At 43.1% G+C, this 19,499-nt stretch carries 23 protein-coding genes; 1 reads left to right on the forward strand and 22 read right to left on the reverse strand.

Going from position 1 to position 19,499, the window contains the following annotated elements:
* Nucleotides 1–139: 139 nt before the first annotated feature.
* The 10 genes from SD1D_RS07375 to SD1D_RS07420 are packed head-to-tail and all read right to left on the reverse strand — an operon-like array spanning nt 140 to nt 6,150.
* Nucleotides 140–526: a hypothetical protein gene (locus SD1D_RS07375; protein ID WP_058258326.1), complete on the reverse strand. Its 387-nt coding sequence runs from the start codon at nt 524–526 to the stop codon at nt 140–142.
* 4 nt (nt 527–530) lie between these two features.
* Nucleotides 531–1,130 carry a major tail protein gene (locus tag SD1D_RS07380; RefSeq protein WP_058258327.1) on the reverse strand — a complete coding sequence of 200 codons (600 nt, stop codon included), beginning with the start codon at nt 1,128–1,130 and terminating at the stop codon, nt 531–533.
* A gap of 3 nt (nt 1,131–1,133) precedes the next feature.
* Nucleotides 1,134–1,475, reverse strand: a complete 342-nt coding sequence (locus tag SD1D_RS07385; protein ID WP_058258328.1) for a hypothetical protein — start codon at nt 1,473–1,475, stop codon at nt 1,134–1,136.
* A complete protein-coding gene (locus SD1D_RS07390; RefSeq protein WP_058258329.1) occupies nt 1,472–1,903 on the reverse strand; it encodes an HK97 gp10 family phage protein in 432 nt (143 codons plus the stop codon). The genes SD1D_RS07385 and SD1D_RS07390 overlap by 4 nt, the downstream gene beginning before the upstream one ends.
* Before the next feature lie 5 nt (nt 1,904–1,908).
* Nucleotides 1,909–2,229, reverse strand: coding sequence for a head-tail adaptor protein (locus tag SD1D_RS07395; protein ID WP_330398661.1), 321 nt, complete (start codon nt 2,227–2,229; stop codon nt 1,909–1,911).
* A 16-nt stretch (nt 2,230–2,245) separates the two neighbouring features.
* The gene (locus SD1D_RS07400; RefSeq protein WP_058258331.1) at nt 2,246–2,566 is read right to left on the reverse strand and encodes a head-tail connector protein; all 321 of its coding nucleotides are present in this window, start codon (nt 2,564–2,566) and stop codon (nt 2,246–2,248) included.
* A 19-nt stretch (nt 2,567–2,585) separates the two neighbouring features.
* Nucleotides 2,586–2,966 carry a head fiber protein gene (locus tag SD1D_RS12555; protein WP_058258332.1) on the reverse strand — a complete coding sequence of 127 codons (381 nt, stop codon included), beginning with the start codon at nt 2,964–2,966 and terminating at the stop codon, nt 2,586–2,588.
* 12 nt (nt 2,967–2,978) lie between these two features.
* Nucleotides 2,979–4,184: a phage major capsid protein gene (locus tag SD1D_RS07410; RefSeq protein ID WP_058258333.1), complete on the reverse strand. Its 1,206-nt coding sequence runs from the start codon at nt 4,182–4,184 to the stop codon at nt 2,979–2,981.
* A 20-nt stretch (nt 4,185–4,204) separates the two neighbouring features.
* Nucleotides 4,205–4,906 carry a head maturation protease, ClpP-related gene (locus tag SD1D_RS07415; RefSeq protein WP_058258334.1) on the reverse strand — a complete coding sequence of 234 codons (702 nt, stop codon included), beginning with the start codon at nt 4,904–4,906 and terminating at the stop codon, nt 4,205–4,207.
* Nucleotides 4,903–6,150, reverse strand: a complete 1,248-nt coding sequence (locus tag SD1D_RS07420) for a phage portal protein (RefSeq protein WP_058258335.1) — start codon at nt 6,148–6,150, stop codon at nt 4,903–4,905. Before SD1D_RS07420 ends, SD1D_RS07415 begins: the two co-directional genes overlap by 4 nt.
* A gap of 113 nt (nt 6,151–6,263) precedes the next feature.
* Here SD1D_RS07420 and SD1D_RS07425 point away from each other — a divergent pair, with 113 nt between their 5' ends.
* The gene (locus SD1D_RS07425) at nt 6,264–6,701 is read left to right on the forward strand and encodes a sigma factor-like helix-turn-helix DNA-binding protein (protein WP_058258336.1); all 438 of its coding nucleotides are present in this window, start codon (nt 6,264–6,266) and stop codon (nt 6,699–6,701) included.
* Here SD1D_RS07425 and SD1D_RS07430 read toward each other — a convergent pair whose 3' ends face one another.
* The 12 genes from SD1D_RS07430 to SD1D_RS07485 all read right to left on the reverse strand — a co-directional run bounded on the left by SD1D_RS07430 (nt 6,702) and on the right by SD1D_RS07485 (nt 19,489).
* Nucleotides 6,702–8,306, reverse strand: a complete 1,605-nt coding sequence (locus tag SD1D_RS07430; protein ID WP_058258337.1) for a terminase large subunit — start codon at nt 8,304–8,306, stop codon at nt 6,702–6,704.
* A gap of 78 nt (nt 8,307–8,384) precedes the next feature.
* Nucleotides 8,385–8,573 carry a DUF5049 domain-containing protein gene (locus SD1D_RS07435; RefSeq protein WP_058258338.1) on the reverse strand — a complete coding sequence of 63 codons (189 nt, stop codon included), beginning with the start codon at nt 8,571–8,573 and terminating at the stop codon, nt 8,385–8,387.
* Nucleotides 8,566–9,024: a gamma-glutamylcyclotransferase family protein gene (locus SD1D_RS07440; RefSeq protein ID WP_058258339.1), complete on the reverse strand. Its 459-nt coding sequence runs from the start codon at nt 9,022–9,024 to the stop codon at nt 8,566–8,568. Before SD1D_RS07440 ends, SD1D_RS07435 begins: the two co-directional genes overlap by 8 nt.
* A 44-nt stretch (nt 9,025–9,068) precedes the next feature.
* A complete protein-coding gene (locus tag SD1D_RS07445; RefSeq protein WP_058258340.1) occupies nt 9,069–9,968 on the reverse strand; it encodes an amidoligase family protein in 900 nt (299 codons plus the stop codon).
* 142 nt (nt 9,969–10,110) lie between these two features.
* Nucleotides 10,111–10,335: a DUF4314 domain-containing protein gene (locus tag SD1D_RS07450; protein ID WP_058258341.1), complete on the reverse strand. Its 225-nt coding sequence runs from the start codon at nt 10,333–10,335 to the stop codon at nt 10,111–10,113.
* A complete protein-coding gene (locus SD1D_RS07455) occupies nt 10,328–11,017 on the reverse strand; it encodes a hypothetical protein (protein WP_058258342.1) in 690 nt (229 codons plus the stop codon). The genes SD1D_RS07450 and SD1D_RS07455 overlap by 8 nt, the downstream gene beginning before the upstream one ends.
* Nucleotides 11,018–11,107: 90 nt before the next feature.
* On the reverse strand, nt 11,108–12,343 hold the full coding sequence (locus SD1D_RS07460) for a site-specific DNA-methyltransferase (RefSeq protein ID WP_334293270.1): 1,236 nt from the start codon (nt 12,341–12,343) through the stop codon (nt 11,108–11,110).
* 3 nt (nt 12,344–12,346) lie between these two features.
* Nucleotides 12,347–12,925: a P27 family phage terminase small subunit gene (locus SD1D_RS07465; protein ID WP_058258344.1), complete on the reverse strand. Its 579-nt coding sequence runs from the start codon at nt 12,923–12,925 to the stop codon at nt 12,347–12,349.
* 258 nt (nt 12,926–13,183) lie between these two features.
* The gene (locus tag SD1D_RS07470; protein WP_058258345.1) at nt 13,184–13,870 is read right to left on the reverse strand and encodes an ATP-binding protein; all 687 of its coding nucleotides are present in this window, start codon (nt 13,868–13,870) and stop codon (nt 13,184–13,186) included.
* On the reverse strand, nt 13,863–15,335 hold the full coding sequence (gene istA / locus SD1D_RS07475) for an IS21 family transposase (RefSeq protein WP_058258346.1): 1,473 nt from the start codon (nt 15,333–15,335) through the stop codon (nt 13,863–13,865). The genes SD1D_RS07470 and istA overlap by 8 nt, the downstream gene beginning before the upstream one ends.
* A 432-nt stretch (nt 15,336–15,767) precedes the next feature.
* Nucleotides 15,768–17,456 (reverse strand): UvrD-helicase domain-containing protein, encoded by a 1,689-nt coding sequence (locus SD1D_RS07480; RefSeq protein WP_058258347.1) that lies wholly within the window; start codon nt 17,454–17,456, stop codon nt 15,768–15,770.
* Nucleotides 17,441–19,489, reverse strand: coding sequence for an ATP-dependent nuclease (locus SD1D_RS07485; protein WP_058258348.1), 2,049 nt, complete (start codon nt 19,487–19,489; stop codon nt 17,441–17,443). The genes SD1D_RS07480 and SD1D_RS07485 overlap by 16 nt, the downstream gene beginning before the upstream one ends.
* Nucleotides 19,490–19,499 lie beyond the last annotated feature (10 nt).

Raw genomic sequence — 19,499 nt, forward strand, 5'->3', positions numbered from 1 at the left:
TTCTCGATACCGTGCCACTGCTTATGGCAGGCCCACAAGTCAAGAAACAGACCGATGGGCATAAGCCAGAATTCATCTGCGCTCATGCCCATCTGCACTGTGCCGTAATAGTAAAGTCGGGTAAAGACCTCATCGTCTGTTACCCGACTTCCACGTTTTTTGATGCTTCTTCTTCGCTTTCTATATTACGCTTTGTGCCTTTGAACATCGCCTCAGTGATAGCGCTCTTATATGAAGCCAGTTCCAGTGGTGAAGTCAGAAGCTCTACATCCTCTTCTTTGAGAATTTCTTTAGGATTATCCTTGTTCTTTAAGTTGTGAACGAGGATAGACTGATTTGCCAGAAGGGTGATCAGCCACACTATTTCATCCAGAGCCATTTCAAAGTTTTCTGATTTCAGCAGCTTATCTCCCAAATTTTCCAATCCACCATAACGGCGTGCAATCTCCTTTGTAGCTCTGGTAGTAAGTATAAGCTCAAATTCCATTCCACCAATATTGATAACAGCGTTTCGTTCATTATCCATTTTCTCACTCCTCCTCTGGCTCCGGTGTATAGACTGGTTCATATACCTGTGCAAACCAACTAGAAATAGTAGTGGATGATACACCTGGATCACCTTCGGTGACCTCTGCTTTCCACGGGTGTTTTCCCATACCATCCAGCTTATTGCGGCGCATGACTGTCCCTTCAATGGTAGGTGTAGAAAAGGTGATCGAATCAGCCTTTGTCTGCAGGTTAGTGGCTGGAAGTCCAAACACCACACGGTATAACCAAAAATATCTGTATGTGCCGTTAGCCTTTTGTGCACGAAAGCCCACCGCGACCGGTGTCCCGGAGTTCTCGCTGGCTGAAATCAGAACTCCATTATCATCAGTAGTTGCACCAGTCAGATCCGCCGCAACAGTGGGTCCAATATCATCGATACCAAGGGTAAGCGTACCGCTGTTGAACTCCTTCACTACCTCAGCAGCTCCGTCGTCTGCATATAGTATCGCTTCAACTAATTCAACCGAAAGCTCGGCAGTAATAGCTTTAGCGAGTACAATAGGTGTTCCATATGTTTCTTCGCCGTTGGCATCTTCGGTTATCTTTGAATAATACAGTCTGTCAAGACCGATGGTTGCCATACATTATTCCTCCAATCCATAGTTTTTTGCCACATCGATGGCATAATGGTGATAGCCGGTATCGTCCTCGTGTCCGATATACCGTCGCTCGGTTACTATGAAATCTGCATTCAGCAAGGCAGCAATGATTTGCTTTTTACGCAGCTGATAATTCGCCTTTGAAAACAGTGATATCCGCGCTTCCTGTACCTCAAAGCCAGGACGGTTATCTGCATGAACTTCGAAAATGTCCGAAAGCGGGAGAATGACTACATATTCATCCGGCGCCATACCTGAAAAAACGCCGGTCTCCACAGGAAGTGGCACGGCGGATATAAGGGTATTTAGTTCCGATAAAATACTCATAACTTGCCGATTTCCTCCTCCAGTTTGGCAATCATGGCTTCGGTGCATGACTTCCGGGACGCCGACTGTGCAGGCTTAAGAAATGGCTTGGCTGGCTGACCGTGTTTGCCATATTCGATAATGTTGGCAATCTTGGCATTGCTCTCTCCATCTGATCGTGGCTCAGCAAAGCCAACCTTAATATTGAAGTTGCCATCCCTGTCCTGCTTGGCTTCCGAAAGTCCCAAAGATGATAGCATCTCACCAGTTGCTCTCGATGGGTATTTTGTTTCCTTGCCAATGGATGTACTAAGATTACTCTTAACCTTTTCCAACACAACTTTGCCACCTACTTCGAGCACACGTGGTGCGATAACGTCTATCTGATCACCAAGTCTGGATATACGCAGGAGGAATTCATCAGGCATCTTTATACTGACTTTTGCCATATATCTCACCTCACTGACGGCTCCAACCGTTCGGCCAGAACCTCGATATACATACCACGACCTCGAACGTCCTCTGCACTGAGTATCCGGTACCGACCGTCAGCGCAGGTGATAATCATTCCAGCTGTAATCTCCAGGTTAGGTATCTTTCTGAACCTGAATAGGGAGGAGGCCGTAGAGAACACCGCCATATTACTCCATCGTTCGCTGCCATGGCGATCCTCCTTATACGCCCGAACAGATGCAAGAATGGTATCAGTTTCGGCAGCGAAACCTTCTGCGTCCTTGGCAGGCGCTGTGCTGATAACATCAATGAATGTGTTCATCTTTCCAAAGCTCACATTAAACACCCCACTCCCGGTCGAGCCTTAATAACAAATTTACCGTATTCCATACCTGTTGCCCCGCCTGAACGTTATCCGCATAAAAGCCTGCTGTCGAGCCATCTCTGCTTTCATAGAAATGGCTCGACAGCATAATAATCGCCTGTTCTGTGGTTGGCGGCATTGTGTGTGTTTCATACCATCCTGCAGTAACGTGCTGGTAGCTCTCGGCGTAGGACACAGCGGCTCTAATGAAGCTTAGTAGAAGGTCATCGTCCGTGTCGTGAGTGAGGATAAGGTTGGCTTTGACCTTGGGTAAAAGATTATCTGATACCGCCATGCTGTACGCCCCCTTTCGCTCACTCTTCGTCAGGCACCATTAATCCAGCCGCTTTCAATTTCGAGAGAAGCGCATTGAAGTCCGTTACAAGTGTGGCTGTGTCCTCAGCTGTACTGTCGGCTTGATTCGCAGCCATTTTCACCAATCCTGCGGCTTGCTCTGTAGCATCGGTAGGATACGCTGGAGCATACAGCTTCCCATCTTCGCCTATTTTAACTTCAACGGTGTCACTCTCGCCTGCGGCAGCAGCTTTTACACCGCCGAGAGTCTCCTCGGTTGCCATAAGAAGCGGATTGGCAGAAAGTCCTGTTACTGTAGCTCCTTCTTTGATTTCAAGTGTTCCGCCTATTACAGTTTTCTCTCCGCCTTGTTCGGTGTAGTTTTTAGTGTTATAGCTCATACTGCACCTCCGTTAAGCTTTCTGCTGGAGAACTTTTATAGCCTCCGGTAAAATCAGCTTTCCGTCTACACGCTGAGTAGCGACAAAACCGACCTGTCCGGTGACGGCATAAAGCTCGTTGAGTCGCTTAAATACACGCCCTTGACGATCTGCCACCCAGTAATAGCTGAAGTCACCAAAGACAATAGTCTTTGCCGACGCAGCAATAGTGGGCACATATGCCGAAGTATAAAGCGGTCGATTTAGGATGGTGTCAGGTGTACCTGCCTGAACAGACGGCTGCCAGAGGTACTGGCCCTGACCATCCTTTAGTTTGCGGATAGCCTTGACAGTCGCATCGTTCATGACAAACACTGCTCTGTTACGATATGGTGCTTTCAAACTGTAGAACAGATCAAGCACCTCGTCCATAGTGATTGCCGTTGCACTTGCAGTAGTAACACCAACTTGGGCTCCTCCTGTAGTAGCAAGAATACCAGTTGGCTTGCCAGAGCCATCGCCAGTGAAAAATGCTTCTTCTTCCTTGTTACCGATACGGCGTGCGAACTCTCTGGAGATGTAGGCTTCAAGGTCAAACACAGAGTCATTCAGCAGTTCCTCGGAAACCTTTATCAAGGTGCCCAGCTTATATGCCCCAATAGATACCTGACCAAAGCTGTCATCGCTCTCAGGAATAGTGCCTTCCTCGTCGATCCATGCGGCAGTACCTTTAGTAGCAACAACTGGTATTTTTCTATCGCCAGAAGAAGTGGTGATAACGTTGGCCAGGGTACGGAAGATATTCTCATCCTCAAGTGCTTCTACAAGAGTACGTTCAAACTCATCGGGAACCAGATAGCCTCCCTCTGAATCAGTACCGATCTGCAGGGCATTTCTTACGGTTGGATCAAGTCCTTCTCCTGCACGAGTACGCATAGCACTCCAAAAAGCTTTTTTGTACTCTGCGGATGCACGACCAGTCTTTTCCTCAGCCACCTTGGTAGGCGCATTTGTAATAGGATTGCTGGTAGCTTTGGAAAGCTCTAAATCAATTACTGCTTGGCGCTCAAGACGTTCGATTTCCTTGCCCAGAGCCACAACTTCGTTTTCCATTTTTTCATAGGTAGCAGTATCCTCGGCTGACAGAAGCCCATCGCCGCCACGCTTGGCGTCAAGGAACGCTTTTGCAGCATCCCACGCCTTTGCACGCTTTTCACGCAGTTCAAGAATCTTATTCATTTTGATGTTCCTCCTTCAAATTAGTGAGAAATTAAAAAGAGCCGCTTTTCCAGCTGCTCTATTGGGGTACCGGTTTTCGGTTTTGGTTTCTTGGGCATCTTCCCAAGCAGAGAGTTGTACACCGCTGCGCGAGAGAATATAAGGCCTTGTCCTGTATCCAGAGGAATGCGCTCATCGTTCTCCATGAACAGAACTTTATCTGCAAATCCGAGTTCAATAGCTTTATTCGCATTCATCCATGTCTCAGCATCCATGAGATGGGAGATCTTTGCTCGCGAAAGGCCTGACTTCAGTTCGTATGCGTTGATGATGCTTTCCTTGACCTCATCCAGCAAGGCCTTGGCACGGAGCATTTCCTCGCTATCACCGATGGCGATTGTCGAAGGGTTATGGATCATCATCATGGATACCGGCGACATATATACATCGCCGCCAGCCATTGCAATTACAGAAGCGGCGCTTGCAGCAAGGCCATCAATTTTAACTGTGACCTTGCCGGTATAATCCATCAACATGTTATATATCTGCGCAGCCGCAAACACATCCCCTCCGGGCGAGTTAATCCAAACCGTGACGTCACCTGTGCCTGCCATCAGTTCGTCTCTGAACATCTTTGGCGTCACTTCGTCGCCATACCAGGTCTCGTCTGAAATTTCTCCGTTGAGGTATAAGGTACGTTCTCCGGTAGTTTCATCTCGTACCCAATTCCAAAATTTCCTCATTGGCTGTTAACCTCCTTTTGATAAAAATTGCCTGCCTTTGAAAGAGGGAGCATGTTACCGTTCACCAGATACAGGTCTCCGCCTTCTTCAGCAGGGATACGATTCATATCTTCAAGCTCCCGAATATCATTCGCTGACAGCCAGCCATTCTGCCGTCCAACTGCATATCCGTTCATCCGGCTCTGGTAGTCACCACGAAGCAGACCGTCAACATTGAACTTGATGAAGATTGAGTTCTTCTCAGATGGCAAGAGTAACGATTGCTGAAGACTCTGCTCCCATCGCACCACCCATGGGTTAAGCGTGTATTTTACAAACTCCAGCGATTGCTGCTCAATGTTGGAGAAACTGGACTTTTCAAGGTCACCCACCATGTGCGGAGGTATACGGAATATCCTTGCAATTTCGTTAATCTGGAATTTTCGTGTCTCCAAGAATTGAGCCTGCTCCGGAGGAATACCGATTGCCTGAAACTTCATTCCTTCCTCCAGCACAGCGATTCTATGGGCGTTTCCGCTGCCTTGATAAGCGCTGTTCCAACTGTCCTTGACTCTCTGGATGTCCTTGATTACACCAGGGTGCTCCAGTACGCCACCTGGATTTGCTCCGTTTGCGAAGAAAGAAGCACCGTATTCTTCAGTCGCGAGCGACATGCCGATGGCGTTTTTAGCCATAGCAATAGGACTGTATCCTATAAGTCCGTCAAAGCCGAGACCAGGTATGTGGAGTATCTCATCTCTGCGGAGTATCACTGTTCCGCTGTTGGGATTGAGCCGGCTTTCTTCGGAATCCCTGCGGTAGGTATATATCAGTTCTCCGTTTGTAGCTCTGCTAACTTCCATCTTGTTAGGAAGCAGTGGGTACAGTGCAATAGGCTGTCCGCGACCATTCCTTAAAATCTGCGCATAGGCATTGCCCCAAAGTAAAAGATGACTCATCAGTGTTTCTCTGAACACAAATGAAGTCATCTCCGGGTTAGGTTCGTTATGAAGCAGATAGTATAGCGGATGTTGAGGTATACGTTCTTTGCTTCCGTCCATTCGGTACTGATAAACGTGTAGCGGAAGTCCGGCTATAGCTTCGGATAGTATCCTCACGCAGGCATACACTGCAGCTGATTGCATTGCCGTCCGTTCGTTAACTGTCTTTCCACTAGTAGTGCTGCCAAACACAAACGAAAATGCACTGCCGATACGATTTTTAGGCTTATCACGTGATCGAAAAAGTCCTTTTATTAAACTCATGCATTTTTCCTCCACTTTTTATTTTTGATATTGACACTATACTAACTCCGTGTTATAGTGTAAGTGTAATACTTACACAAGTATGTACGATAATAATGAAAGGAATTGATACTATGGATACTTCTCAAATCATTAAAATTATCAAGGAAGAACTCTCAGAAGCCGAGACACGCATTATACAAAGATTGAGTGCCGAAGAATCTTCACACTCGGAAGATAATGCTCCTTTAAAACCACTGCCAGAAAATGAAAACTACGCAAAAGCCCTAAAATCTTATCTTGCAGGGGGTACGCATTCAGGTACAGCAAAAGAACTCGGCGTAAGCATGGCGCAGGTCAAAAAATACTATACTTGGCTTGTTAAAAACGGCTATCTCCCAATTGAAAATGCTGAATTGTCCGAGGCCGAGCAGCGTGTCGTAGACTGCATTTACGAAAGGAAGATGTCCCTAAGGGAGACTGCTCAAGAACTTGGGTGTTCTGTAAGCAACGTAACATACCGCCGAGATAGCGCTCTGCGCAAAGGTTATGTGCCAAAGAATACAAAGTAATCACAGAATTATTAACCCCCTCTCGTTATACACAGACTCGCCACTGCTTCCATGTCCACAACGAATGGCGCGGTCAAGTGCCATAATGGTTGCTACCGCGCCATCTATTCTTTCTGTACTCTTCTCCTTATCTGGCTTTATGTTTCCTGCCGGATCGGTCTTAATGTAGATGTTATCCATCATCCAGCGGAGTACAGGATGGCCGCCGTGAGCGATTTTCTGCTCAAGTGTCAGTTTCATTAGTTCCTTGGTAGGTGGAGACATATCTTTAAAGCCCTGTCCGAAAGGAACGACTGTAAACCCGAGACCCTCAAGGTTCTGTGTCATCTGAACAGCTCCCCATCGGTCAAAGGCAATTTCTCGGATGTTATACTTCATTCCGAATTGCTCAATAAAGCTTTCAATAAAGCCGTAATGCACAACATTTCCTTCCGTCGTCATAAGGTGTCCCTGTTTTACCCAGAGGTCGTATTGGACATGATCACGACGTACCCGGAGATCAATGTTATCCTCCGGCATCCAGAAAAACGGAAGTATCTCATACTTGTCCTCCTCGTTCTGTGGCGGGAATACCAGCACAAAAGCTGTAATGTCCGTTGTAGAGGAAAGATCAAGCCCACCATAGCATACCCGCCCTTCTAAGCTGACAGCATCAACCGGGAATGCACAGGCATCCCACTTTGCCATTGGCATCCAACGTACAGCTTGTTTAACCCACTGATTAAGTCGGAGCTGTCTGAAGCTGTTTTCTTCAGCCGGATTCTGCTTTGCACTCTCACAAGCAGCCCGAACCTTATCAATTCCAACCGTTATTCCAAGGGAAGGATTCGCTTTCCTCCATACTTTTGGATCAGTCCAATCATCATCTTCCTTGGCACCATAGATCACGGGATAGAAAGTAGGATCATGCTTTCTGCCTTCTATAATGTCCAACGCCTTTTGGTGTGTTTCGTAGCAAATACTCTGTGTATCTGATCCCGCCGTGGTGATGAGAAAATATAGCGGCTGCATTCTTGCATCACCAGAACCCTTTGTCATGACATCAAACAATTTCCTGTTAGGCTGGGTATGCAGTTCGTCAAACACCACACCGTGGATGTTGAAGCCGTGTTTGGAATAAGCCTCAGCTGACAGCACCTGATAGAAGCTGTTGGTTGGAAGATATATCAGTCGCTTTGTTGAAGCCAGTATCTTTACACGCCGGGACAGTGCCGGGCACATCCGTACCATGTCAGCTGCTACCTCAAAAACAATCGATGCTTGCTGGCGATCAGCCGCACAGCCATACACTTCGGCACGTTCTTCACCGTCACCGCAGGTCAATAAAAGAGCAATAGCTGCAGCAAGTTCTGATTTGCCTTGTTTCTTTGGAATCTCAACATATGCAGTATTGAACTGACGGTAACCATTAGGCTTAAGAATGCCGAATATGTCACGGACAATCTGCTCTTGCCAGTCAATTAGCTCAAATGGTTTACCTGCCCAGGAGCCTTTCGTATGGGAAAGAGCTTGTATAAAAGAAACCGCATAATCTGCGGCATCTTTATCATAATAAGAGCCTTCGGCCATGAAGGCGGTTGGCTTGTATTTCTTTAATTTACGCATATGCGCCGCCTCCTTTATAAAAATAGGCAAAATAAAAGAGCCTCCGTAGAAGCCCTTTGCCTTTACCTATTTATTCTTTTAGTCTGCTTCTTGCGTTTCACCGGTTAAAATGAAACGACAGTATTCAGCTTTATGGTCAATAAGGTAAGCTACCAGTTCGTAGTAGCCGCGCTCGTTTGCTTCATATTGCACACGATTCACATCAAACATATTTGTGACACCACTATCTCGTATAGCGAGGATTTGCTCCTTAATTTTTTCATTCATCAGTAGGTATCTCCTTCTCCGCAGAGTCAATGGTGGCCTGGTGCAGGATATCCAAGTCAAAGCCCGCGTCCTTGTAGCCTTCCAAAATAGTGGTATAGTAATAGCAACTTGGCTGGCCAAGCGGTCTACCCTCGTTCATCACATACATCATAGCTTTGACATTCTTTCCCCCCAGTTTTACCTTTACCGTTTCCTTTCGATAAAGAAAGGGCCAACCTTCATAGCGGTCGAGCGCAGCTTCGTCTGTAGAAGTTAGTTCCCAAACCAATACAGGAACGCTTCCGCCCTTAAAGGGTTCTACTGTTGCCACCGCACTCGCATGTGCGCCCCGGAACAGGAGCCGCCAATCTTTCAGCATGCTGGCACCCACTACCTTTGCTGTGGGGCACCGGTTCGCCATTTGCTTTATGTTAAGGTTTGAGCCGTAGGCAATGTACAGTTTTTTATCCATTATTCTTTGTATCCTCCTTCTTAAGCTTAGGTTTCTCGGACGGTTCAGGCCGCCCGAAATCGCCATGCCGCCGACCCGTTCAAGTGTGCTGTCAGGTGTTCGCGGCAGTTTGCAAACTCCTCACCGATAAAGCCAATGCGGTTCAAGTAAGTACGCATTGCGAACTTTTCGTTCTCTGTCTGCGGCTTCTTTGCTGAAGCACATTTTTGTGTTAGCGCCTGATGGTTAAGGGCTAAGGCTAAAACCACATAGCTTCTTATCTTGCCAGCATGTAGCTCACTGTTAAAACCCCTAAGCTCTACTGTGTGATTACCGGTGAAAAAGCTGTGTAAGTTCAGGAAGTGGTAGCGGCTGTTGTGATAATGCCTGTCGCGGCTTTCACTGTAGCCTTCATACCAAATTTCCTCAATCGCTCGCATGGTTTTAGGCTTGCGACGGTTCATTTTGTCAACCAGTATGCTGTCCATCTTCTTGCAGTAGCTCATCCTCTCCGGCGCTATCTGAAGTGCCTTGTAAAAGAGGTCATTCTTGCTGGCGATGATGTTTATAAAGTTTCGAATGCTCCTTGGTGTGTGGTTGGAACCGTCTAGGTGAATGTGTATACCGCAGGAAGCATTTGCAAAGGCCCCGGCTTTTCTCAACCGTCTGACTAATTCCTGCAGGCATTCTATGTCTTCTCGATAGGTGAGGATGGGGCTTACCAGTTCCACACTGTATTCACGAGTAGCCGTTACCTTTCGACGGCCGTTTCGCTTTTGGCATGAGATACTTCCATCACTCATAAGCTTCCAAACTCGTCCGTCGGGCGCTATGACCTTCTTGGTGTCGTAATAGTCGCCTATGCTGGTTATTGTCCCACAAAGGTATTCAGCAGCAACTCTTGCTGCTTCGTTCCTTGTAATACCTGTAAATTCAATTTCTATTCCAAATCTGCTTGTCAACACCTTGATTTTCCTCCTGTACTTGTATGCTTTGTGCCTTTCGGCATGTACATATATCACTCTAAAAGGCTTATATAGCAAGCAATATTCAGGAGAAAAAATACACAAATATATGGGTAGGGGAGCCCGTACTTAGCCTAATCCTTTACAGCTTTTTCACTAAATCCTCACCATACACGACACCAAGGCTTGAACCTCTATCCCAAGTACAGAATATCGTACCCGTATCATCCACGAAGTCCACTGTACCTTTGTCTCCGGGTCTCAATTTAGAGTACTGGTCATTCATCCGTACCAATTCAACACGAGTTCCAGCCGGGTATTGCTTTCGTAGTCTCTCCACAGTCTCCTTTGAAGGGAACTTATTCATAATCTGATACCTCCGTCACTTTGGCTGGAGCACCATTCTTAAATGCGCTATTACCAGATAGGTTTCTGAGCAGGATTTTTCGCGCAGTTTTATACTCGTCGCCCACAAAGCCCAATCTTATCAGGAACACTCGAAAAGCGAACTTTTCATTCTCAACAGGTTTATCCTTAGCAGTCACGCGGTGCTGTTCCTTTGCAGCTGCACAAAGGGCACCAATAAAGCGAGAGTAAGCAGAAAGCTCCTCTGGCTCAATCCCGAAGCGGAACCATGGAAACCTAATTGTTGTTTCTGTCCGCTCGATAGGCAACTTATCTACTCCGATTGCCTTTTTAATGAGAGACTCTTTGCTTGCAATGAGCCGTTCCAGATTCTCCAGTGCTGAGTCGGTAAACCCATCAAGCGGCATTTCTATCGTAAGCGTGTCACACATTTCACCGGTGCCTGCTTCGTCAGTTTCGTAGGTAAAGCCGAGTTCCAGAAGTTTTTTCAGTAAGTTCTGGATGGTAATCTCGTCCGTGCGATCATCACATGAAAGAGTCCCATCCTTGCTGATGTTGATATTGCCTACAACATAGGCAAAGCTCGGTGCACCTTTATAAACAGGTTCAAGGCCGAGGGCTTCTCCTATTGCCTTGGCGAGTGCTTTTCTTGCCTCGCCGGATACATTGAATCTTGCTTCCATTTTCGTTAGCCTCCTTAGCTTTTTGGTGATTACATATATCACTCTAAAGCTGTGGAATAGCAAGTAATATTGAGCAGGAATAAATGTGCATCAGGCTGATTCAACCTCGGTGAAAGCCATCTTCATACCGTCCCGAATGAGAAACACATTATCCTTGCTGCCAACCTGCTGGATATATCGTTTTACGATTACATCACAGAACTTCTCATCCAATTCTACTGTATAGCAAATCCGCTTGGTCTGCTCGCAAGCGATAAGGGTACTTCCCGAACCACCAAATGGATCTAGTACAATACACCCTGTCATGCTGGAGTTTAGGATAGGGTAGGCCACCAGCGGAACCGGCTTCATCGTGGGATGGTCAGCATTCTTTTTGGGCTTGTCAAACTCCCAGATGGTTGACTGCTTGCGGTCGGAATACCAGGCATGCTTACCGTTTTTCTTCCAGCCGAACAGGATTGGCTCATGCTGCCATTGATACGGTGATCGTCCAAGCACCAGCGATTGCTTCTTCCAGATACATGTGCCGGAAAGGTAAAATCCGGCGGCATCAAAAGCACGACGGAAATTAAGCCCTTCGGTGTCAGCATGGAATACATAAATAGACGCGTCCTTCGCCATCGCTTTTTCAGTGAGGGTGAACGCGTCTAAAAGAAACTGATAAAACTTTTCATCCGCCATATTATCGTTCTTAATCTTTCCGGCTGTGCCTTCGTAGTTAACATTGTACGGAGGATCAGTCACCGTTAGGTTGGCCATCTTTCCGCCCATGAGCAGATTAAAGGTCTCTACCTTAGTACTGTCACCACACACGAGCCGATGCTGTCCAAGTAGCCACAGATCACCCAGCTTCGTAATAGCAGGTTTTGAAAGTTCTTCGTCCACATCAAAGTCATCGTCTTTGACATCCTCAATACCGCCCAACAGCTTATTTAACTCTGCATCGTCAAAGCCCAAGAGCGACAAATCAAAATCTACACCTTGTAATTCAGAAAGTTCTACCGATAACATTTCAGTATCCCATCCTGCGTTCAAGGCAAGGCGGTTGTCAGCGATTATGTATGCTCGCTTCTGTGCTTCGGTCAGATGTTCCGCAAATACACATGGAACTTCGGTGATACCTTCTTCTTTAGCAGCAAGAACACGGCCATGCCCTGCGATTATATTTAAGTCTTTATCCACTATGACTGGATTGACGAAACCAAACTCCCGTAGGCTCGCACGAAGCTGGAGAATCTGTTCCTTGTTATGTGTACGAGCATTCCTTGCATATGGCACCAGCTTATCAATATTTACTTTTTCTAATCGTTCAGTTGTATTCACAATCTTCTACCGTCCTCTCCTACCTGAAAGCAGAGCTTCCATAATATCGTCCTGCGGATTACCAATGAAAGCCGTGGTACAGTTTTGCTTGACTATGTCAAAGATCTCATACCAGAGCAGGTTAGCCTGTTTTTGAAATGACTGACTCATTTGCACGAATGGACTGGCAATCGCACCTCCTGTTGTTGGGTGCTTGCCTAAAAGGCCATATGTGCTTATTGCTTCTTCACACTGGATGTATCGTGTAAACGACTGTGCATAGGCTTCGACGAGTCTGGGATTTACGAATTTTTCACAACCACGTTCCTTGAGCCATTTCCATGTTTCGATAAATAGGGCATCAGCACCCAGTGGTTTACCATCTTTTTGCCGTGCGCTGAGGTATTCACTCGGCGTCGGCATATCTTCACCATTCAAGTCTGCTGTATCATCCAGTTCGCTTGCTTCGAGCATGGACTCTGGCTTAAACTCTGGCGCCTCCAAAATCCGTGCGGCTTTACCTGCTGCGATCTTTTCCGCAAGAGGTTGTGGTTTGTCCCCGGCACGCACGCGGCGCCCACCTCTATTTGTACCGTCTTTTGCCACGTGCCTTCACCTCCTTGCTGTGGCAGGGTTTAATACCCCGTTTGAACCTGAATTTTTTCGCGCGTGACCCCACGCCCGTTTCCGGGGTGAAAAGTGGTAGAGATTTAGACCCCCCTACCCTATAAACTGCAGAAAATCTCAAAAGTTAAGCAGTTCTTTGAATTTCGTGAGATTTTTTGCATCTATTTTAAGCCGTTTTTCGGCATTGTTTTCAAACGAGGTATTTGCCCCTGTTAAAAAAGAAGTGAGTGTTTTTATTTACTTGTCAGTCAGACGAACAATTTGACAATTGACCGTCATTCTGTCCAATAAAGTCTGGCAAAGGTGCTTGTATTCAACTGCATCTATCCATGCTGACAGTTCACGATTGGTTATAAAAATAATGCTTCTGGCTTCATTAAGAAAGGTAACTGCCCGGTAGAAAACCTGCAGTTCTGCCCTGGTTGGTTCCACATAAAAGACATCATCAATAATAATTAAGTCACATTCCTGCATATAAGAAAAGATCGCTTCTGCTTTTGAATTTGTGGCTTTCTTTTCTGCCACTGCGATAAAATTATCAAAAGGCGCATAATAGGTTTTATGTCCATTGCTGATTGCAGTTTCTCCAAGCTGCGCTGCAAGACCGGTCTTACCCGTCCCGCATTTTCCCAGCAGGATTAAGTTTTGCTCTTCCTTAAGCCATGTCAGGTTGGATAACTGTTTAATCTGCCATTTTAAGCCCTTGTTTGAGTTCGATGCGTCAAATGCTTTGTTTGGAAGCTTACTCGCCTTCCTCAGCTTGGTGTGTTTTTGCCTGGCTCTAATCTCCAATTCTTTTTCTAACACCATCTTAAGATAGTCAAGGTTTGATAGTTTCTCATCGTTCAAATCAATGTATCCCCTTGCGATATTCCAAAGGTTGAGCTTTTGGGCCAATTCACGGATTTCTGTTATATCAGCCATCGATTTCCCTCCTTATTTCTTTACTCCTCGCCAAATGGTTAAAATACTGCTGATTCGGCAAAAACTTCTTAGCTATATGCTCTCCGTACTGATACATGAGATAAGCCAAAAGCTCATAGGCACTGCAGCGTTCAGTATCAATACAGTATTCTATTCCATTAAGCAATTGTCCAATTGTATAAAACTTTGTCATCCGGTATAATCGAATGCAATGTGTATTAAAATATTTCGACTGTTGCTGCTCCATCCGGCGAATGAATTCCTGAGCTATTTCGTATTCTGCAAAATATTGTTTTATGATGGTTAAAGAAACCCTGTCTCTGCTGTAATTTTCTTCTGGTTTGAACAACTGCCCGGTATCTTCTGTGACTGGATATTTAGCCAATAAATCATTTGTTTCAGCGTCATAGAACAAAAACATTTCACCATCATCTTCAATGCGAATGCGTTTATGAGCATCCATCATACCTGTATTAATCAGATAACGGTTGCCTTTATAACTTACCACTCCATCCTTATCAAAGGAGGCAACAGTGCTTGATACTTCGGAATAAGGTTTGACATGGAACAGGTATTTTTGCTCTTCCATGAACATTTCACGCGGCACTTTTCTGGTCACAGTATGTATTCGCCCGTTGCCTTCCCTATCTAACCATGCAAGGGCAGCACTGTTAGGGCTATCAATTCCGGTGTATATCCTGCCCTCAAGAAAACTTTGCTTTATGTATCCAATCACCTCTTCAACCTTGCCTTTACTTTGAGGATCTCTTGGTCTACATAGCGAAACATTGTAACCTATACGCTTAACATATTCTTCAAAGGCGGGTACGAATATGATATTCCCCAGATTTTCACTGACTACATAGACACGGTCAAGGTCATAAAGAATAGTCTGTGTTCTTCCTCCAAAATATTGGAATGCATAGTTATGAGCTTTAATGGCTGTTTTGGTTGTAAAGGGATCCGGTGAAAAATAAACAAATTTCATTCTGCTATAACTCAGAACCATGCAAAAGAAATATATTCGTACAATTCGCCCGTACATATCCTTAAGTTTGTATTGACCAAAATCCGCCTGCGCTTCATATCCCGGCGGAGAAATTTCACGGGGTGAGGTTTTACGTTTACTGGCATGCGGATACCCGTGCTGTTCTCTTAAGGCTTTCATATAGCGGTAGAATGTAGCTCGTTTAACTTGTAGATCAGGGAAGGCCTCCACCAATTTGATATAGATGTTTGTATCCCTCATTTGTGGACAAATTTTCAAATGTTCCAATATGTACTGACGATAGTTATCCATGTGGTACCTTTCCTTTTCAGCTTCCCTTACATAATCTTCTTCGCTCATATTCCAGTATTTGCTGACAGAAGAATAGGTTATCCCCAGTGCTTTTGCGGTTCTTGTCTGAGCAAGTCCAAGTGCTTTGTACTCCTGGATTTTTCGGTATTGCTCGATTCCAATCATTATTGATTTCCTCCTTTGGTTTTGTTATTAAGGCCGAACATCTATAGCGGTACAAGCATAGGCATCACCTCATTATCAGGGGTCTATAAACCAGACTTAATTATAAAAACAAAAAACACCCATTTGGGTGTTCTTCTCATGTCAATGTTTTTTTAATCCTGCAATTTACTATTCATAGCAACTCTTATTACTTGATAAATTCTGATTATTAAAATAAAATGTGTGGTTTTAATCCTTTCGCAGGAACAATCTTATATATATATCACTGACTCCACTGTATTACAACCCTTGTTAATATTATGCACAACCTGACAACCCGATAAGGGTAAAGGTGCGCATTTTACATATTTCACGTAATGCTTTTCCAACCAGTAGAGTTTCTCGTACAAATAATACCGAATTTCCAATTTACCCCTTTAGCGTTTGCATATACTATGAGCAATTTTCTATTTCAAAACCAACTTTCATAAGCCTATCTTTTACTTCGTCATTTATTTTTGGAATTGAGATAAAAAGTTTTTCTCGAGCACGACTAAGAGCGACATAATAAACACGATTTTCTTCAAAAGCAATATTAGGATTTAGTATGAAATCAAGCCCATAATTAGTTTTATCATCGCTCTCTGGAATAATAACCATAACACAGTTGTTCTCATCACCTTTGGCTTTATGGATCGTTCTGTTTATGCAATCATCATCGTCAATTTTGACAGCAAGAGCCATATCGCTGTATTTTTTCGAATCGTAAAAGTCTTTGACGCTTCCTTTAGTGATTTTGCTTTTGTCAAATACTTTTTCATCAAAATATGTATTATAGAATTCTGTAAGTGTCTTATCTTTGATAATCTCATAATTATCAAGAAAATACTGTAATTGATATAAGGCCGTCCGGTCAGCATCTTCTTTACGCATTGCTCGTTTCATGAATTTAAGAGCATCCTTTATCTTGTTATCTCTGGCATTTTCAATAGAAGAAATAACATAATAGAGTTGTTTTGCACGTTTTGGATTGCTATCGTTGGTTATAATATCTTCCAGAATAATATTTTCATCTTTTACATCATATCCATTTTTTAAACAATTTGATGTAACATTTTTATAGCAAAGCGTCCATAGGGTCTGCTTGCCGCAAATTTGCTTAGCCCGCTTATAAGTCGCCATAACATCGCCAACCATTATTCGAGGCTTGCATCCATGTCTGTTTTCAGGACTATATTGAACAAATGTTGGATCATTTCTTACGATATTCAAAATACTGATAATTTCTTCTGTGCTGCGATGGTTTCCTTCAATTTTATATTCTTTCATTCCATTAAGATTAAAATTAATAAACTGATTGACATCAGCTCCCTGAAACTTGTATATCGATTGAGCCTTGTCTCCTATTACGCCAACTATGCTTTCTTTTTCTGCTATTTTTTTTAATATTTCCGCTTGAATTGGATTAGTATCTTGAAACTCATCAACAAAAATATATGGAAATTTAGCCCTTAAAATATCAAGAATAGAAGGAAATTCATTAATAAGACGCCAGCTAAAGTATAAGACATCGTCGTGGTGCAATATACCCATGCTCCAGCAGATTTTTTTATAGATGATATATGTTTCTTTTTTAATTTTAAATTTAAATATTTTACGAGGTAAGACTTGCAAAATGCCCTTACTGTCAAATTTCCACTGTAAATCAAGTAAAGCTTCCAAGAGATCTTTATCTTTCAAATATACTTGTTTGGATTGTTCCTTTACGCTGTACAGAATCGATTTATTTGGACCATAATCATCGTGCCCCTTTATTTCTTTGACAGCTAATTCCGGAATATTTAAAAATGAAACATATGGTTTGACAATATGTTTATATAAAAAAGAATGAATTGTACCAATTTCAACGTATTCGCATGCATCACCGAGATTCGAAATAATCTTACCTGCTGCAACGTTGGTATATGTAATGCAGGCCACTTTTTTTACTTGTCCGAGGCGATTGGAATGCTGAACTACATTTCGAATGTGATTGATAAGCCACGTAGTTTTTCCTGCTCCCGGTCCAGCATTAACTTTAAAATGATGTTCAATATCAATTTTCTCATAACTATCTCTTAAGGTAATTATTCCAGAACCCATTTGATAGCCTCCTCAATATATGGCGGTATCATAAACACGAAAGAGCTTTTAAGATAATCAGCTTCTTTTTCATATAAAACTTCGGCTATTTCCTGAGCAGACTCGGCTTTACTAACATTAAGCAAATATAATGCAGCAATGAGTTGAGCTTTATTTTTCGTACCTTCCAAGCCTTTTTTTATGCGCTTACATCCCTTGCTATCGCCTATGGTCGCAACCAATTCTTCATATTCTAAAGCGTAATTATCCATTAGATATAGTAGAGTTTCTTTGTTACTAATACTCGGTACAATCAATTCTTTACAAGTGAAATTGTACAGTAATAGTTCATATTCAAAAGTACAGCCAATATTTTTCTCTTGAGTAAAAACACTAATTGATTTTTTACGATCCGAATAAAGATCGACAATATCATTTGAAGTAGCTTTATATTCATAACTATTATCTTTATTCAATTCAAATGGATAACATGAGGAATATCGAGCGTCTTTGATACTCTTTTTCTTTCTTACCGGATCTAAATCGGTAATTACCGCCACCCGTTTATTTATAGCATACTCACTTCTTTCTCTATCAAAAAGTTTCAAGAAGTGTGAAAAATATCTGCCTCCAATATTGATAACAGTAACATGACTGTCGACCAAGTCTCTTTTTAGATATCGAGTAAATATAGGCAACAGAAGTTGTTCACTAATGCCTTCGACCAAGATAATTCTTTTGGCAAATAGCATATCAGATTTAGTTACATCAAGGTATCTTTCAACATATGACTTTGAGACTTTATCATCCTTGTTTTTCAGATCAAAGACTCTGCCTGGATAAGCAATTTCAATTTCATCTTTTTCTTTATTAAGGACAATAAGATTATCTAATTTAGAAGCTGCAGTAATGTTAGGTGAATGTGTACTGATAAATATTTGCCTTACATTGGATTTCATATTGTCATTTAAAAATTTAAGAAACCGATATTGAAGCGACGGATGCAGGTGTGCTTCCGGTTCCTCTATTGCCAAGATAGAAAATAGTTTAGCATTACTTCCATAATATTCACCCATAGCTCCTTTTTGCATTTTTGCAAGTAGTAACGCAATGTATATCAGATTATTATAGCCCAAACCGTTGTTGGTTGGTGGCAGCTTAATACCTGTTTTATCTTCCAGATTAAGTCTTAAAGCGGAGTATAGAGCTGTTTCGTTTAAAACTCCGCTGAAATGAGGCGAAGTTTCGTCATAAGACGCACCGGTTTTATTCGCATATGTCACGATATGTTTTTCACCAGCAGTAAGACGACCTTGTAATTTGGACATTAGTTGCTGTGACGATTCAGCAAATTCTCGTTTCACTTTTTGCAAATCGCTTTTAATTTCATCCTTGGTTTTTGTAGTATCATTTTTGATTTCATAATCGATAAAAAAGTCGATGACTTCTTTTAAAAGAGAATTACTCCCTGTACTTAAATCTCTTTCAACGTCTCTGATAGGTGGTACATACTCGAAATCAAATTTACTCAGAATATCATTATCAACTACCATTTTTAACTTATCATCACCGCCGTATAACTTCCATACATATTTACTTAAGAAGGAATGCTCGATTTCACTCCAATATTCTTCGATGTTCGTACTGGAAATGGCCGCCATTGCAGTCTTATATTCTTCAATTTCCTTTTCAGGCAGAAAAAATTCGTAAGTTATTTTAGCTTCGTAAGGCCGCTGAATTTTTGTCAGCATAGTTGAAACTAAAACGATATCCTCGGAATATATAGATTCACCTTCGCTTTCCTTAAGAGTTGATGAGATCTTGACACGCGGAGGATTAGCCTTTAAATCTTCGATAGATATTTTTCGATTAAAATCATGGATGCCAAGCTTTTTTGGATAAGAAGTATCAAACAGGATTTGGAGAGCTTTAATAATCGTTGTTTTCCCTGAGTTATTATGACCGATGAAAATATTAAATTTATCATTGAATTCAATTACTTTTTTGCCGCTAAACCCTCTGAAATTTTCTATTTCAATATCAGCAATATACATAACAATCCCT

The organism is Herbinix luporum (assembly GCF_900070325.1).
Lineage (GTDB): Bacteria > Bacillota > Clostridia > Lachnospirales > Lachnospiraceae > Mobilitalea > Mobilitalea luporum.